The sequence below is a fragment of the Bacteroides zoogleoformans genome (genome assembly GCF_002998435.1).
Classification (GTDB): Bacteria; Bacteroidota; Bacteroidia; order Bacteroidales; family Bacteroidaceae; genus Bacteroides; species Bacteroides zoogleoformans.
In genome coordinates, this window is record NZ_CP027231.1 from 2,859,087 (window position 1) to 2,876,749 (window position 17,663).

The window sequence follows — 17,663 nt, forward strand, 5'->3', positions numbered from 1 at the left end:
ACCTCCCAACTAATTTATTTTAGCTCCGAGTCTGTGATAACTATCTCCCTCGTGCTTTTCCTTTCTTACCCTCAAACTCAAAGGAGGTGGTGTGGTCTTCGCCCAGAACAAGGCGTGCGTTGAACTTCTTGCCTGCCTTGCTCGTCAAGCCTTTAAGGATGGGTGTTCGCCCGGTGGTTATCAAATCACGGATATTATCTTCGGAAAGGAACGTGCCGCAGATTTCACGGAAGATGCGGAAGTCGCAGCCCTCATGCCTGCATTTGGCAATCTTGGCATAGATGCCCACACTTTCGTTGCCACATTTAGGACAGCGGTAGGTTGGATAGGATTTCTGCACCGGTGGAGCAAGGGCAAGGAGTTCCTCGCAAATTGTCTCCACGTAGGAGTTGATGCCTTGCGCGAATTTCTCGGGCGGCATCTGTCCTGCTTCGATGGCGGCAAGGGTCAGTTCCCACGAGCCTGTCATCTCTGCATTGGCAATTCGTTTGTCCTTGACAATCTCATAGACAGCCAAGCCTTTCTCTGTCGGGACTACCGTTTTCTTTTCTCTTCGGATATAGTCTCGCAGGATAAGTGTTTCGATGATATTGGCTTGGGTGGCAGGTGTACCGATACCACATTCTGCCATTGCTTTTTTGCTTTCTGCATCTGAAACCTCTTTCCCTGCGTTCTGCGTTCCGCGAAATCCGGCTGCACTCGGCATATCCGAACAAGTTCGTTTCTGCTCTCGTTGGCACGGATTTTCCATAGCAGAAAGCAAAGTCGCTTCTGTATAGAGCGGTTTGGGCTTGGTCTTGTGCTCGGTAATCTCTGAGTCAGATAACGGTAACACCTCATTTTCTGTCAGATTGGGCAATACGGACAAGGTCTGTTCTTCATCCTCCTTGCCTTTTTCATCGTTCGTTCCGGTACCTTGCTGCACGGCTTTCCAGCCCAAAGAAATGTTTCGGAACGCCTTCCAAATGAAGGTGTTTGTACCGTCGGTCAGTTCCACCTGCATACGCTCCTCCTCTGAGTCGGGAGAGAAGGCTTCGATGAAACGATGGACTACCATTTGGTAGATGGTTGTTTCATCTGCCGATAGTCCCGATGGAGTTTCACCCGTAGGGATGATGGCGTGGTGGTCGGTTACCTTGTCGTTGTCCACAGAGTGGCGGTTAAGTGGGAAAGATAATCCTTGTCCTATCTTGCCGAGCAAGGCGGGTACTTCCTCGAAAACATCTTCGCTGATGTATCGGCTGCCTGTGCGGGGATAGGTCGTGATTTTCTTCTCATAGAGGCTTTGTGCTATTGAGAGGGTCTTGTCTGCTGAAAAGCCGTGCTTTTTGTTGGCTTCTTTTTGTAAGGTGGTAAGGTCGAACAAGAGAGGTGGCGACGTATGCGTTACCTTTCTTGTGACCGATGTTACCTGAAGCCTGCTCTGTTCGCGAAGCATGGCGAGAGCGGACTGTGCATCGGCTTCACTCTCGAATGCACTACTGCTCACGGCTTTCAGAGATATGCCCTCTTTCTCCACAGCTACGGAGAGTTTCCAATAGGGGACGGAAGAAAAATCACGATTTTCTATATACCGACGGCAGACCATAGCGAGTGTCGGGGTCTGTACCCGTCCCAAAGAGTAACCGCCGTTGCGAGCGATGGACAGGGCACGGCTGGCATTGATGCCCACAAGCCAGTCGGCTTCGCTTCTTGCCTTGGCGGAGTGATAGAGATTGTCATACGCAGTTCCTGCCTTGAGATGGGCAAGCCCTTCACGGATGGCTTTATCCGTGAGGGAGGAAATCCAAAGTCTGTCAAAAGGCTTATGGCAGTTCAAGTGGTGATAGATGTATCGGAAGATGAGTTCACCTTCACGTCCTGCATCGGTGGCTACGATGATGCGGTCGGCTCTGTCGAAGCACTCACGGATAGCTTTGAGTTGTTTGAGCGCTGCGGGGTCTGACGTGTACTCCTTATCCTTGCGCACTTGACGCACGATAAGCCTGAAAGGATTGGGACGAATGGGCAGGTCTTCGGCTTTATAGGCTGCAAAGCCGTAGGCTTCGGGCATGGCAAGGGTGATGAGGTGTCCCATCGCCCATGTTACCACATAACCGTTACCTTCTAAATATCCGTCTTGTCTGGTATTAGCCCCTACGATACGGGCTATATCTCTGGCTACCGAGGGTTTCTCGGCAATAATACAAGTAATCATAGTTGGGTTTGGTTTTAAGGGTTACATCTTGCGTCCGCGACGCTGTTGTTTCTTCTCCTCCAGCTTCTGCTTTTGGACGGCAGTGGGCTGTGTCTGCCCAGACTTTAACGGCTCGTTCACGTTCTTGGTAGCTTCGTTGGTCTTGCCTTGGTTGTTCACGGCAACCTGTGTCTTGTGTTCTTCGGCTACGGCTACCACCTTTTCCTTGCTGGTCTCCTGCTTCTTGTCTGGATTCCACTTGTAGAAACGCGGGCGGTTCTGTTCCTTGTCCATCTTGACGTAAGCATTGAAGGGTTGCCCTTCCTTGTCCACCATGTTCTTCAAGTAGAGCGTGCGACCGCTGTCCAATGCCTCACGCTGCTTGTCGGAGAGTTCCAACCCGCAGAGTTTGCGTGGTGCGCCTTGTTGTCGGGTGTGCTGCTGTCGTTCTTTCAAGCCTTGCTTGTTCTCGAAGATAAACTCGATGCCTTTCTTCTCGGCATTGACCTGCAAAGTAGCATTGAAGGACTTACCACTCTTGGCGGTCATTCCTTCCACTTTCACGGCTTTGCCCTCTACAAGGTCTTTATACTGTGCATCAGAAAGTGTAACGCCCTTGATTTCCTTTGGGATGTTCACACGGTCGGCACGAAGGGCGATGAGTTCGTTGGTCTGCGGATCGATGGATACGTAGGCTGCGAACGGCTCGCCATTCTTGGGCGTAATCTCGATGGTCTTGCCAAGGTTGCCTGTTGCAAGGAGCTGTTCTTTCTCCTCTGGAGAGAACTTGTGTCCCATATAGGGAAAGTCGAGCTGTGGCTCCTTGCGGAGCGGGTGGATAGCCAATCCGATGTTACCCTCACCATCGGTACGGAATGCTAGACGTGCATCAGTATAGATGGTAGTATCACCGATAGGCACGGCAATCGTGATAAGATTGCTCTTTTGCCAGTTGAGCATCTTTGCTAACTCTCCGCTCTGCTCCAATCGCTCACGGGTAAGTCCAAGGTTGTCGAGCTGCTCCCAGTCAATCTTTGACTCGTCAATGGCAGTGGCATTCTTCTGCTTGGGTAGGAAGTCCTCAAAGCGCACCTGACTGTCTGCCAACTGCTGTTTGTTCTCAGGCTTCTCACGGTTCTGTAACATTGTTTGGAGCGATGCCACACCTTGCTCCACGTTGTTAGCCACTACTTTGTAAAGTCCAAAACGGGACGGTTCGTTAAACTGTTTGAGGAAATTAGTCATGAAGTTCTTCAGCAAGCCGTCCTTGTTGTTGAATTTCAAAAAGGCTGCCTGATGCACGTCCTTGGCTTCGGTTGTTTGGAGCTTTCCTTTGTCGTCAATACCTGAAACCACGGAGAGTTTTCCCATTTCGTTAGCATTCTTCACTTCCGTGCGGTCTTCCAATACCAGCACATAGTTGTCATTGTTGTTTGATTCCATAAATCATTGTTTTTAAGATGAATAAATCATTATCGAACAGCAAAATTAAAGCAATAATATTATAGATTTTGAATTAAAGAAAAGGAGGGAACTCGTGAGAAAAGAAAGGAAATCTCCCATTATTGAATAATGCGTTTTATAAGAAATCACTATTTTTGGGTATTGTGGAGAAATGTCATTATTTCTAACTTTGCAACATCTAAAAAAAGTTTATGACAAAGGATAAATATCATATACAAAGAGTTTCTGAATTGAAACAGCATAGAAGCGCATCATTCATCATAGAATGGTGCGCTTTTTTTTGTGAACAAAACTAACTATTGTTCATTTTTGAGAAAAAGAATAGAACAAGTACTTTTTGCAAAAGAATAATGGACTTTAAATAGTAATCATGAGTAATAAAAATATTTTTCACAACTTCCTATTGGTGCTAATTTTCTCATTCACATGGCAGAATATGTTAGCTCAAAAAATCGTTTATGGGCAAATTACGGATGAGCAAACTCACCTGCCGTTAGATGGAGCTTCTATTATTTTAGAAAACTCTAATATCGGCACAATTTCAAATCATGCAGGTGTGTTTAGAATGGAACTTCCTTCAAAAAGCAGCAAGCGGATCATAGTTCAATATGTAGGATATAAAAGCCGTAACATACTACTCAATAAAAAATCATACATCAATGACAGCATTTGCTGTAATGTGGAATTGCAGCCATTAAACAATATCTTATCTGATGTCGTAGTGTTGGGAAAAAGCAAGGCGCAAAAGCATCGTGAAGTTCCATCTGCAGTCACCATTATAGACAGTCAGTCTCTTAAATACAAGACTGCAACCTTAAACGAAATTCTTGACAATGCTGCAGGTATCAAAGTGGCTCAACAAGGCGGACTGGGTAATGCTTCACGTATCATCGTACAAGGGATGGACGGTAAGCGTGTCGGTATCTTTATCAATGGTATGCCTATGGGAAATTCCGATGAATTTCAACTCAGCAGCATACCTCTTGATATGGTAGATGAAGTGGAGATATACAAAGGCATCATCCCGGCATGGCTGGGAGGTGACGGATTAGGCGGTGCCGTGAACATCCGACTGAAAGACTTCAACAAAAATCATTTGGAAACGGCATTTGAGGTAGCATCATACAATACATATATCGGCAGTCTGCAACTGAAGCAATATATTGGCAAGACCTCGACAGCTTTCCATGCCGGTGCCACGATGAACTATGCTAAAAACAATTATAGTTTTTCTTCTCCTTTTGAATTGGGACGTATCATCCACCGTGACCATGATGCGTACACACATGGAGGTTTCAACGTGGGTGTGAGCAGCCAACAATTATGGTTCGACCGATTTGACATCACATTGAGTGCCGACTACTATCGCAAAGAGATACAAGGGGGATTGATGAACGTGCAAAATAATATTCAGCATGCCTTTACGCGGACACGTTCTGCCAATGCGGCACTGAGTCTTGAGAAAAGTTTCTTAAACGGTAAACTCACCGCACAACTACATTCCATTGTTGGTCTTAGTCTCGTCAATCAAGTAGATACTTCACATTATTGTTACGATTTCATAGGTAACAGATTCCCAAGCGGTTCAGGACGCGGAGAGATTGGCTCTGTTCCAAACGATTCACATGACAGGCATACTACCATTCGTGAATTACTCAACCTGACTTATAAGATTGATGGCAATCAACTTATCACATGGAACACCAATTACCGATATGGTCGGAAGATGCCAAAAGATGAACTTGCCGACCAATACTCGCGTCTGCCTACAAGCGGATACCCAAGTACGGTACACGCCATAGTATCCGGATTGTCTCATAAATTGAATCTAAACAGTGGTAAATTTACCAACGAAATAGGAGTAAAACTTTTTAATCACCACTCGGAAGTCCTTCCGTTTGCCGAAGCAATTATGTTGCAAGACAAACTTAGAACATCGACCAACCACAGTACGATGATTGGCTGGAGCGAGGCAATGGCATTTCATCTACTTCCGGATAATGCCTTGACACTGAAAGCCTCCGTACAATCAACCGTCAGAATGCCCATAGCCGATGAGCTGTTTGGTGACGGAGTGTTGCTCCTCCCGTCTGAGAAGCTTCGTCCTGAGCGTAGCTTTAACGTCAATGCAGGTGCGATATGGCTGAGCAATGCCAGATATTATCCGCAGGTGCGAATCGGGGTAAATGCATTCTACATGAGTGCAAAAGACATGATTAAACTGATGTATAGCTCCATGAACATGGCTTATGACAATATCGGCAAGGTTCGGGTGATGGGGCTGGACATGGAACTTGACAGCAAATTGAACCATTGGCTGGATATTCAGGGGAATATCACGTGGCAAGATGCTCGCGACATGAGAAAGGAAGCCGTAGGCGGCGGAGAGAATTTTCACTATCGCTATCGAATCCCCAATATGCCTTATCTGTTTGGCAACGTCGGATTACGCCTGCACAAAGATGGTTTGCTGGGCAAGACTTCTTCTTCAGCCTTTTCTTCTACGTTCGGATTTACCAAAGAATTCAGCTACAACTGGGAAGCAAGCAATAACAATACAATGCTTATACCGGCAAGATACAGTTGGGACGTTGCCGTTCACCATTCTTTCAACAAACATTGCCAGCTTAGCTTTGAGATACGGAACCTACTCAACCGTGAAAACTGGGCAGAATTTCGCTATCCGATGGAAAGGCGCACATTTCACTTGAAGATAAAATATATTATTAACTAAATATAAACATAAAGTAAAAAACATGAAAGCAAAAAAAATCTTTTGGGTATTGCCTTGTCTTACCCTGCTGTTTGCAGCAACAGTGTCATCTTGTTCAGAAAACAATGACGACCATCCACAGTCTGAAAAGAAGCATCATTTCCTAATGTCTGCACAATCAGACAACAGTTTCTTCATCACCAGTTTCGAGAATTTCAACGAAGGTACGTCCGTGTCATACGACAAAGCTATAACGCTTCCTTCAGGACATCTCTTCATGGAAAAACGAGGAAAGTATGTTTATCTTCAGTCCGGTTCTATGTATGGTTATGGTGGTGAGCAAACTCTCCACAAATACGAAGTGAATGCAAATGGACAACTGTCTTCTCATCCTGTGGGTTCACTTTCCTTCCCGGGTTCACCCAATGTGGTAGAAATCATATTTGCGAACGACACCAAAGCTTACGCCGTCACATGCGCAAGCCGCGGACAACTTATCGTGTTCAATCCGAGCACAATGAGCGTAACGAAGGAAATAGACCTGTCTCCCTATGCAGAGGGTGATAAAGATCCGGACGGAGGCAATGGCATTGTGCGTGACGGCAAGCTGTTCCTGCCTCTCAACCAAGCAAAGTCTATGAAGGAAATCCTTGCAACGCCTGCTCAAGTAGCTGTCATTGACGTGGCTACCGATAAGGTGGAAAAGGTTATAAAGGATGATCGTGCAACGAGTCTCGGTATGGTCGGACATACATCGCCTGTTATGGATGAAGCCGGTAACATCTATTTCCACACGGGACCTCGTGCGGCAATGATGTGTCAGTTTATGCCCGGCAAGGGGTACAAAGACGGACTGCTGCGCATCAAGAAGGGAGAAACGGATTTTGACAAGGACTTCTATATGAGCCTGCAAACAACCGAAGGCGCGGAAGTTGGCTCCTACGGTATGTACATGACCTATGGCGGCAATGGAAAAATCTACACGTTCCTCTATAAACCTTCACTCGTAAAGGATCCCAACGATCAGACTTATATCGTCAACAAATGTTATGTCCCTTACGAGATTGACGTAAACAAGAAAACAGGTCGTATACTTCCTCTTCCAGCGTCATGCGGCTGGGCTGCCAATGCCATCATCAAGGTGGAAAGCTCCATTTATTTCGGTGAACATACCGACAACGGCATAGGATTCTATCGTTACGATATGGCAACAGGGAAGGGTTCCACGCAACCAAGCGTGAAGACGCCAAGTGGTGCCTATAAAGTGATTTCACTCGACTAAACGAGTTGAGCGTGTATCAAAAAAGTTGGCACATTCTCTTAAATGAAAGAATAAGCGCTGTCCCACACCGGGACAATGCTTCTCGAAAAGAAAAAGCGCTGTCCCGCTTTGAACAGCACTTCATTAGGAAACCTGCCGGATTCGTCCGGTAATTAAACATTCAAAATTAAAAACATATAAGGATGAAAAAGAATCTTAAAATTTCAATTCTATGGGTTGCCATAGTCGCAGGCATGTCCGCGCATTCTCTGACTGACATGATACCTCTTTTCTGGAATGCCAACATTGCCGTTTATAACGATGGTGTAGCACCGATGTCAATGCTCGTATTGATGGCCGTTGTTTCACTCACGATACCAATGACAGGATTGCTCCTTTCGCTCTATGCCCGCAAGCGCTGGCATAAGACGGTACATCTCTGTCTCGCCGCCTTCACAGCCCTGTTCTGTACGGTACATAGCACGGAACTGATATTCAGCTTTGAGCTTCCGCAGCTCTTTATCCATCCTATGCTGGTCATAGTGAGCATTGCGCTCGCTTATGAAGCGTGGAAATGGAATAATAAAGAATAAATCATTCCGAACGTTCATTCTACAAATAAAAAACGCATTATATCAAAATGATAAGTGCGTTTTTTAACCTGTCAGATTGAATGGCGTTCACTTTTCTTATAGCTATCAATAAACTTTTTGATAATGAAAAAACAGCTATTTATATTTATCCTATCACTCGTTCCACTCATCGGCCGGACGCAAGAGCAACACACTTCGGCTTTTCAAGAAGACGATCATGAAGAGGGATTGTTCATAGGCGGTGCCGTTACTTATTGGAACAACACGAAAACCAAAGCCACCACTTTGCAGTTCTGCCCCGAGATAGGCTGGCACTTCAATGAAACGTGGGCCGCGGGCATCATGTTGGGTTATGCCTTCAACTCCGAGCGTGGCGATAATGAGCGCGAAAAGACACACACCCTTAAAATTTCGCCTTTCGCACGCTACTATTATCTTCACAAAGGCCCGTTCAACCTCTACTTAGACGGTGGCATCGGCTACAACTACATCTCTCCAACCGATCCGAACAAAACAGATAAGCACCACGGCTTCGAGATAGGACTGCGTCCGGGCGCATGCGTGGACCTGACAAAAGGACTGTGCCTCTGTATGCGCATGGGGTTTGCGGGCTATCGGAAAAACTATTTCACAGGTGAGGAGCGGGAAATCGGCAATGACGGCTTTGGGATCCACTTTGCTCCGGAGGAAGTGATGATCGGTCTGGAACTGGAGTTCTGAAGATACCGTATTCTCACCGATTACCCATGCGATATGAATGAATTATATTCTCTTTCCTTAAAATTTGATTATGCAGACATTGAAGACAGACATAAAGCAACGCATATTGCAAGTTGCCCATAGAGAGTTTATCAAAAATGGTGTGCAGCGTACGTGCATTAGAAACGTGGCGCGTAAGGCTGGCGTGACTGTGGGAAACCTGTATCATTATTTTGACAGTAAGGATACACTGTTTTGTGCGGTATTGCAACCATTGCTGACCGCGCTTGACCGCTATATCCTCTCGCATAATGATGAGGAATTTCTCTCGCTCGACGTGTTCGATTTGCGGCAACAGCAAATCAATCACATCATGGCGATGCTCACTCTTGTCAAGCAGTTCCGCCCCGAACTGCGGCTGTTACTCTTCAATGCCGAGGGAACTTCGTTGGAGGGATATAAGAACAAAATCATTGACCACCAGATGAAGGTCGGTATGGAATACCTCAGGCTGATGAAGGAACGATACCCACACATCAACACCAACATCTCTCCATTTCTGATTCATCTCACCAGTTCGGCTTGGACGACTCTCTTTTGCGAATTGGTGGAACACGAGGAATATAGTGAGGAGGAAGTCAAACAAGCACTCATGCAGTACTTCGCCTTTGGAACGGCAGGCTGGAAAGAGCTGATGAAACCATAGGATAACATTCAAAATACAATAACGATATGTTCAAAACACTCAAACGATTAGGAGCTTACATGGGAGGGCGCAAGTGGTTGCTGCCCTGTTCCGTCGGGCTGTCGGCAATCAACGGACTGCTCTCGCTCGTCCCGTTCGTTCTTTTGTGGCTCGTGGTGCGTGCGCTGCTCACCGCAGAGGGCAGCCTTGCCGACGCGCCCGTATGGGACTATGCCCTTGCCGCCTTCATCGTGTCGGTGGCAAACGTGCTGCTCTACTTTGCCGCGCTCATGTTCTCACATCTCGCCGCGTTCCGTGTAGAGACCAACATGCGCCGCAGGGCAATGCAACGGCTCATGCGCGTACCGCTGGGATTTTTCGATACGCAGAACACAGGACGTATGCGTAAAATCATTGACGAGGACTCAGCGCAGACCCACACCTTCGTGGCGCACATCCTGCCCGATGTGGCGGGGAGCATCGTTGCCCCCGTTGGCGTCATCGTGCTGCTGCTGACGGTCGATTGGCAATTGGGCTTGGCAGCCATGCTGCCAATCATCTGTGCCTTCGGCATCATGGGCTATATGATGAATCCGAGGAACAACAACTTCCAAAAGCAATATCTCGATGCACAGGAGAAGATGAGCAGTGAGGCTGTGGAGTATGTACGTGGCATCCCGGTGGTGAAGGTTTTCCAGCAGACCGTCTTCTCGTTCAAGCGGTTCCACGACAGCATCATCCGCTATCGTGACCTTGTCATTCTGTACACGCTGTTGTGGCGTTCGCCGATGTCGGCATATACCGTCGCCATCAATGCCTTTGCCTTCTTCCTCGTGCCGGTAGGCATCATCCTGATCGGGCACGGGGGAAGTGTGGCGGTGGTCATTGCCGACCTCTTTCTCTTTGTTGTCATTACACCGGTCATCGCAACCAATGTGATGAAGATGATGTATCTCAGTCAGAATCTTTTCTTGGCAAACGAGGCTGTCGATAGATTGGAGAAACTGACCGATGCCTCCCCGCTACCCGAAAGCGACAATATCCGGAAGCTACAAGCCTGCGACATACGCTTTGAAAATGTCTCGTTCAGATATGAAGGCACAGAAAAGGATGCCCTCTGCCACGTCAATCTCACCATTCCCGAAGGCCGGACAGTGGCGCTTGTGGGAGCTTCCGGCAGTGGAAAGACAACGATGGCACGGCTCATTCCCCGTTTCTGGGACGTGCGTGAGGGCAGCGTGAGCATCGGCGGAGTGGATGTCCGACAGATGGACAAGTCGGAGCTGATGCGCAGCGTGTCTTTCGTATTCCAGAACACCCGCCTGTTCAAAACTTCACTAATAGAGAACCTGCGTTACGGCAATCCCGAAGCAACGGCAGAACAGATAGACCGGGCGATAGACCTCTCGCAAAGCCGTGAAATCATCGACCGTCTGCCCCGAGGTTTGGAAACCGTCATCGGAGCGGAGGGCACGTATCTTTCCGGTGGCGAACAGCAGCGCATTGTCCTCGCGCGTGCCATTCTGAAAGACGCGCCCATCGTGGTGCTCGATGAGGCTACCGCCTTTGCCGACCCGGAGAACGAGCATCTCATCCGAAAGGCACTGGCACACCTCACCAACGGGAAGACCGTCCTCATGATTGCCCACCGCCTGACCACCGTGCAGGATGCCGACAGCATCGTGGTGGTGGACAATGGACAGATTGCCGAACAGGGTACGCACAAGGAACTGATGGCTAAGCGGGGACACTATTATAATATGTGGAACGAATACCAGAAAGCAGTGGCATGGAAACTATAAACATTCTAAGGAGATACCCATATGATTAAATATTTTCAAAACCGTTTCGCCCTTTCGGAAAAAGGGGCAAAAGACTTGCGGAGGGGGATAGCTTTCTCAACGCTGCTCAACCTTGCGCTGATGTTGCCGCCATCCTATCTGTTCCTGTTCCTCATGGAATACTTGGAAGCCGATTCCCGCATCGGTCAGCACACCTTGTGGTTTTACGTGTTGTTGGCAGTTGTGCTGATGTGCGTGATGTTCTTCATCAGCCGATGGCAGTATGACAGCACCTATACCACCATTTACAACGAGAGCGCGCAGCGTCGCATCGGTCTTGCGGAGAAACTGCGCCGCCTGCCGTTAGCATTTTTCGGAGAGCGGAACCTGTCAGACCTGACTTCTACCATTATGGAAGACTGCACCTCGTTGGAGCAAATCTTCTCGCATGCTGTTCCCCAATTGTTCGCGTCGGTGCTGAGCATGCTTATCATTGCCGTAAGCCTGTTCTTCTATGACTGGCGACTGGCTGCCGCCCTTTTCTGGGTGGTGCCGCTGGCGTTGGCAACTCTGCTCTTAGCAAGACGTATGATGGACAGATCTTTCAAGCAGAATTACCGCGTCAAGCGCAGCGTAACCGAACAGGTGCAGGAGGGGCTGGAGTGTATTCAAGAAATCAAGTCGTACAATGGCGAAGCGGAATATAATCGCAGCTTTGACAACCGTTTGAAAGCCTATGAGAAGGAATTGGTCAATGGTGAGTTGGTGGCAGGTTCGTTTGTCAATCTCTCTGCCATGCTTCTGAAATTAGGTATGCCCACCGTCATTGTCGCAGGCGCATGGATGCTACAGCATGGGGACGTGTCTATTTTCGTCTATCTGGCATTTCTCCTTATTTCAGCCATGGTTTATAATCCCATTCAGGATGTGTGCAACAATCTTGCCATCCTCGCTTTCCTCGACGTGCGCATCAATCGCATGAAAGAAATGGAGGCTATGCCGGAACAGAAAGGAAACAAGGATGTGGCGATGGACAATTACGACATCGAGTTCCGCAATGTGAGCTTTGCCTACGAGACCGAAAAACAGGTATTGCACAATGTTTCCTTTACAGCAAAGCAGGGAGAAGTGACGGCACTCGTCGGTCCGTCGGGAGGCGGAAAGAGCACCACCGCCAAACTCGCCGCACGCTTCTGGGACATTGACGGCGGAAAGATTCTATTAGGCGGAAACGACATCGCCCACATCGACCCGGAGACACTGCTCCGCAACTATGCCGTGGTGTTTCAGGACGTGCTGCTCTTCAACGCCTCTGTCGCCGACAACATCCGCATCGGCAAGCGTGACGCCACCGATGAGGAAGTGCGGCGTGTGGCACGGCTGGCACAATGTGATGATTTCATCAGCCGTATGCCGAATGGATACAACACCATTATCGGCGAGAACGGCGAAACCCTTTCTGGCGGTGAGCGGCAGCGTATCTCCATTGCCCGTGCGCTTCTGAAAGACGCTCCCGTCATTCTCTTGGACGAAGCTACCGCCAGCCTTGATGCCGAGAACGAGACGAAGATTCAGGCAGGAATCTCCGAACTGATACAGGGTAAGACCGTCATCATCATCGCCCACCGCATGCGCACCGTGCGCAATGCCGACCACATCGTGGTGCTCGGTGGCGGAACGGTCATCGAGCAAGGTGCGCCTGAAGACCTCATGGCTAAAGGTGGAGAATTTGCACGAATGGTAAAACTGCAACAGGAAAACAATAATGAAAAGTAAATAGCAATGAAAATCGAAAACATCAACAGAAAATTCAGGCAGTTGGCGGTGTGGATATTACGCCATCGACTGTTGGTAATGGGGCTGTTTGCCCTGCTTATCGCTTTCTCGTTCGTGGGTACAAAGCGCATCGTCATGAAAACATCGTTCGACGACTATTTCGTGAGCGATGACCCGATGCTGCTCAAGACAAACGAGTTCAAGTCCATCTTCGGCAACGACTACTACGTGGCGGTATTAGTGAAGAACAAGGACGTCTTCTCCAAGCGCAGCCTGACACTTATCCGTGAGTTGAGCGAGGAGCTGAAGGACAGCCTGTCGTATGCCGATAAGGTGACTTCGCTCACCGACCTTGAGTTCACCGTCGGCACCGAGGAGGGAATGACCATCGAGCAGATTGTGCCCGACGATATTCCCTCGGACGCAGCCTCACTGAAAGAAATCAGACGCAAGGCATACAGCAAGCCCTATCTCTCAAAGAAACTCGTGTCGAAGGACGGCACGATGACATGGATCATGGTGAAGCTGCGTCCCTTCCCGGAGGACAGCGTGTGGAAGAAGACGAGCGATATTGCCCCGGATATGCTCACGGGCAAGGAAGCCGGGCACATCATCGGCAAGGCGAAATACGCAGAACTGTCGCCTGCTGCTGCGGGAATGCCCTATCTGAGCTACGAAAAAGTGGTTTATCTGAAACATGAAATGGGGCGGCTGTTCCTCATTGCTTTCCTTGTTTCCATTGTGGTGATGATTGTCGTAACCCGTTCATTGCGGGGAGTCATCGCCCCGTTGCTCACGTCGGTGTTTGGTCTTCTGATAAGTTTTGGTGTGATAGGCTGGACCGGACTGTATATAGATATGACTACCGCCATGATAGCGGTCATACTGGCCTTTGCCTGTTCCATTGCCTACAACATCCATCTGTACAACTTCTTCAAGACGCGGTTTGTGGAAACAGGCAGGCGCAAGGCTTCCATCACCGATGCCGTAGGCGAAACCGGATGGGGTGTTTTGTTGTCAGGATTGACAACCATAGCGGCTATGATGACTTTCCTATCCATGAAGATAGTCCCCATGCAGGCTATCGGCGTGAACACCTCGCTGTGCCTGCTTTCGGTATTGATTACCTGTCTGATTGTTACCCCTGTAATACTCTCATTCGGAAAAGACCGCAAGCCAAGCATAGACGTTTCCAAGAGTCTCGAAGGATACGTCGGCGGACGGTTTGAGCAGTTTGGTAGTTTCATCCTGCGTCGCCACCGCCCGATATTCATTGTCTCGGTAGCCATCACGCTTTTTTGCGGCATCGGCATGTTCTCCATTGAGCCGGCATTCGACATTGAGAAGACTATGGGACGGAAGGTGGAATATGTAAAGAAATTCCTCGACCTCTGCGACACGGAATTAGGAAGCATGTACTCCTACGACCTGATGATTACACTGCCGCATGCCGACGACGCGAAGAAGCCCGAGAACTTGAAAAAACTCGACCAACTGGCAACCACCACGGAAAGCTACCCGCTCACCAAGCGGCACAATTCCGTCACGGACATTGTGAAAGACATGAACTGCACGCTCAACGGCAACAATCTGAAAGAATATCGCATTCCCGACAATGCCGACATGGTGGCTCAGCTCCTGCTGCTCTATGAGAATGCCGGAGGTACGGAGTCGGAATACTGGATGGACTATGACTATCAGCGGCTGCGCCTGCAAATCGAGTTGAAGAGCTACAACTCCAACGAGGCGGAAAAAGAAATGGATCTGCTCCAAACCGAAGCACGCAAGCTCTTCCCCGGCGCACATGTATCGGTAGTGGGCAATCTACCGCAGTTTACGGTGATGCAGCAGTATGTGGAGCGTGGACAGATGTGGTCGATGCTGCTCTCGGTGCTGGTCATTGGCGTGATACTCATACTCCTGTTCAGAAGTTGGAAAGTGGGACTGGTGGGAATGATACCCAACATCGCCCCCGCCATTATCGTGGGGGGAATGATGGGCTGGCTGGGCTATCCGCTCGACATAATGACGGCCTCGCTCATTCCTATGGTTTTGGGTATCGCCGTCGATGACACCATCCACTTCATCAACCATTGCCATGTGGCGCATAATCGTTATAATGACTATAACATGGCTATCCGCAAGACTTTCCGCACGGAGGGACTGGCCATCGTGATGTCAACGGTCATCATCTCGGCTACATTTGCCGGCTTCATGTCGTCGGATGCCACGCAGACGAAAAACTGGGGCTTGCTGGCTGTAGCAGGTATGGTGTCGGCATTGTTGGCAGACTTGTTCCTCACGCCGATACTTTTCAAATATTTGCGAGTGTTCGGAAAGGAAAAAGGTTCAAAAACAAATAGTTAAACAAACAAGTAAGGTTAAAATATTCAATCATAAAATATAAAGAAAATGAAAACAAGACATTTTATTTTATCCCTTATTGCCTTGATGACAATGAGTGTTGCACAAGCAGCTGGTCTCACCGGAAGAGACATTATGCAAAAGGTAAAGAACCGTGCCGATGGCGATACACGCTATGCCACCGTGGAAATGACACTTATTCAAAAAAGTGGGCATAAGCGTGTGCGAAAAATTGAATCGTGGGCAATGGACGAAGGTAAGGACACAAAGAAAATCATGTTCTTCACCTATCCCGGCGACGTGAAGGGCACGGGATTTCTCACTTGGGACTATGACAATCCCGGCAAGACAGACGACAAATGGCTCTATCTCCCTGCCATGAAAAAGACAAGGCGCATTAGTGGAAAGTCATCGAAGACCGATTACTTCATGGGCAGCGATTTTACATACGACGACATGAGTACACGCAGCGTGGACGAGGAAACACACACGCTGCTGCGTGAGGAAGTGGTAAGCGGACACAAATGCTGGGTGGTGCAGTCCGTGCCTAAGGACAAGGGAGAAATATACTCAAAGCGCATCACATGGATCAGGCAGGACTGTCTGATGGCAATCAAGGCGGATTACTACGATAAGCTCAATAAACTGCATCGCAGCCTTACCATCTCAAATATTGACAAGGTACAGGGATTCTGGACGATGCACCTCATGCAGATGGAGAATGTACAGACGGGGCATAAGACCATCATCAAGATGGACAATCAGAGGTTCAACGTCAAGATTGCGCCCAATCTCTTCACTGTCTCCAAACTGGAAAAAGGACTCTGATCATGAAAATACTGCGATTATGGACGCTGTTGCTTGTGCCGATGTTCTCGGCACAGGCATTTGCCCAGATTGATACGCTGACGGTGGAGAATGACTCTGCCGATGCGGAATATATGCAAGAGGAAGAAACGGATGACAACGCCTTGCGTGTTCAGGTAAGAGGCTTCCTCGACACATACCATGCCGTCAGGACAGGAGGCAGGAACGAGTGGATGGCTTCGAGAACCCGTGCGCGCGGAGAGGTGAAACTTGAAAAAGGAGCAGCTTCCCTTTTTGTTTCCATGAACGCCACCTACAACGGCATACTGAAAGACCGCACGGGACTGGAACTGCGTGAGGCATATCTTGCATACACCAAAGGAAACCTTGACCTTCGGGTGGGGCGGCAGATTGTGGTATGGGGAGTGGCAGACGCATTGCGCGTTACGGACTGCGTGTCGCCGTTCGACTATACCGAGTTCCTTGCGCAGGACTACGATGACATCCGTATGCCCGTCAATGCCCTGCGTGCAAGATACACGTGGCATTCGGTAACATTCGAGGCGATATGTAATCCCGTGGCGGATTTCTTCATCCTTCCCACCGACCGACGCAATCCGTGGGCACTGACTCTGCCGTTAGCCCCTCTTCCCTATACCATAGATTTGGAAAGTGGAAAACCGGAGAAAAGACTTAGGAATATGGAGTACGGCGGGCGGATAACGACCAATCTCAGCGGGATAGATTTCTCCCTGAGCGCCCTGCGGACATGGAACAAGACGCCCGCTCTTTCCCTTGCTGTGTCCAACGATGGAAAGTCGCTTTTAGCCAAAGGGGAATACCGCCGGATGACGATGCTCGGAGCCGACTGCTCTCTGCCTGTCGGACAGTTTGTCCTTCGCAGCGAGGCTGCTTGCTATTTCGATGAGGCGCAAAGCAGAGGTGTAGGAAAAGATGTGGTATGCCGAAATACGTACAATATCCTTGCCGGTGTGGACTGGTATCCGGGCAACGATTGGAACTTCAGCGCGCAATACTGCCATAAATATACGGCAGGGAACCTTGACGGTCTTTCCGTTTATCGCAATGCCGGACTTGCCACGGCAAGAATATCGAAAGAACTACTGCGGAATATGCTGAAACTTTCAACATTCGCCTATATAGATGTAGCCAATGGCGGCGTTTTCAACCGTTTCTCTGCATCCTACGCCTTGAACGACCAAATCGAACTCACTGCCGGATACGATTTCTTCCATGCCGACAAAGGCAAGTTTCAGATGTATGACCGAAACTCTGAAATATGGGCAAAGATGAAATATAGTTTTTGAATGACATAAAGACATT

At 48.7% G+C, this 17,663-nt stretch carries 12 protein-coding genes; 10 read left to right on the forward strand and 2 right to left on the reverse strand.

Annotated features, from left to right (window positions below; all coding sequences use genetic code 11):
- Positions 1 to 40: 40 nt before the first annotated feature.
- Together C4H11_RS11885 and C4H11_RS11890 are read right to left on the reverse strand one after the other, a co-directional pair.
- The gene (locus C4H11_RS11885) at positions 41 to 2,197 is read right to left on the reverse strand and encodes a type IA DNA topoisomerase (protein WP_106042305.1); all 2,157 of its coding nucleotides are present in this window, start codon (positions 2,195 to 2,197) and stop codon (positions 41 to 43) included.
- Positions 2,198 to 2,218: 21 nt separating this feature from the next.
- Positions 2,219 to 3,619 (reverse strand): DUF4099 domain-containing protein, encoded by a 1,401-nt coding sequence (locus C4H11_RS11890; RefSeq protein ID WP_106042308.1) that lies wholly within the window; start codon positions 3,617 to 3,619, stop codon positions 2,219 to 2,221.
- Between the two features lie 457 nt (positions 3,620 to 4,076).
- On the opposite strand from C4H11_RS11890, the gene C4H11_RS11895 reads away from it, so the two are divergent.
- The 10 genes from C4H11_RS11895 (at position 4,077) to C4H11_RS11940 (ending at position 17,647) form a co-directional block, all read left to right on the forward strand.
- Positions 4,077 to 6,374, forward strand: a complete 2,298-nt coding sequence (locus C4H11_RS11895; RefSeq protein ID WP_164996543.1) for a TonB-dependent receptor — start codon at positions 4,077 to 4,079, stop codon at positions 6,372 to 6,374.
- A gap of 22 nt (positions 6,375 to 6,396) precedes the next feature.
- Positions 6,397 to 7,635 carry a DUF4374 domain-containing protein gene (locus tag C4H11_RS11900; protein WP_106042314.1) on the forward strand — a complete coding sequence of 413 codons (1,239 nt, stop codon included), beginning with the start codon at positions 6,397 to 6,399 and terminating at the stop codon, positions 7,633 to 7,635.
- 182 nt (positions 7,636 to 7,817) lie between these two features.
- Positions 7,818 to 8,207 (forward strand): hypothetical protein, encoded by a 390-nt coding sequence (locus C4H11_RS11905; RefSeq protein WP_106042318.1) that lies wholly within the window; start codon positions 7,818 to 7,820, stop codon positions 8,205 to 8,207.
- A gap of 123 nt (positions 8,208 to 8,330) precedes the next feature.
- Positions 8,331 to 8,927 (forward strand): outer membrane beta-barrel protein, encoded by a 597-nt coding sequence (locus tag C4H11_RS11910; RefSeq protein WP_029216625.1) that lies wholly within the window; start codon positions 8,331 to 8,333, stop codon positions 8,925 to 8,927.
- A 70-nt stretch (positions 8,928 to 8,997) separates the two neighbouring features.
- Positions 8,998 to 9,612: a TetR/AcrR family transcriptional regulator gene (locus C4H11_RS11915; protein ID WP_106042320.1), complete on the forward strand. Its 615-nt coding sequence runs from the start codon at positions 8,998 to 9,000 to the stop codon at positions 9,610 to 9,612.
- A gap of 26 nt (positions 9,613 to 9,638) precedes the next feature.
- Positions 9,639 to 11,393: an ABC transporter ATP-binding protein gene (locus C4H11_RS11920; RefSeq protein WP_106042323.1), complete on the forward strand. Its 1,755-nt coding sequence runs from the start codon at positions 9,639 to 9,641 to the stop codon at positions 11,391 to 11,393.
- 21 nt (positions 11,394 to 11,414) lie between these two features.
- Positions 11,415 to 13,148 carry an ABC transporter ATP-binding protein gene (locus C4H11_RS11925; protein ID WP_106042325.1) on the forward strand — a complete coding sequence of 578 codons (1,734 nt, stop codon included), beginning with the start codon at positions 11,415 to 11,417 and terminating at the stop codon, positions 13,146 to 13,148.
- Between the two features lie 6 nt (positions 13,149 to 13,154).
- Positions 13,155 to 15,515, forward strand: coding sequence for an efflux RND transporter permease subunit (locus C4H11_RS11930; RefSeq protein ID WP_106042327.1), 2,361 nt, complete (start codon positions 13,155 to 13,157; stop codon positions 15,513 to 15,515).
- A gap of 45 nt (positions 15,516 to 15,560) precedes the next feature.
- Complete coding sequence (locus tag C4H11_RS11935) at positions 15,561 to 16,340, forward strand: outer membrane lipoprotein-sorting protein (RefSeq protein ID WP_004360044.1); 780 nt, start codon at positions 15,561 to 15,563, stop codon at positions 16,338 to 16,340.
- A gap of 2 nt (positions 16,341 to 16,342) precedes the next feature.
- Positions 16,343 to 17,647, forward strand: coding sequence for a DUF1302 family protein (locus tag C4H11_RS11940; RefSeq protein WP_106042330.1), 1,305 nt, complete (start codon positions 16,343 to 16,345; stop codon positions 17,645 to 17,647).
- Positions 17,648 to 17,663 lie beyond the last annotated feature (16 nt).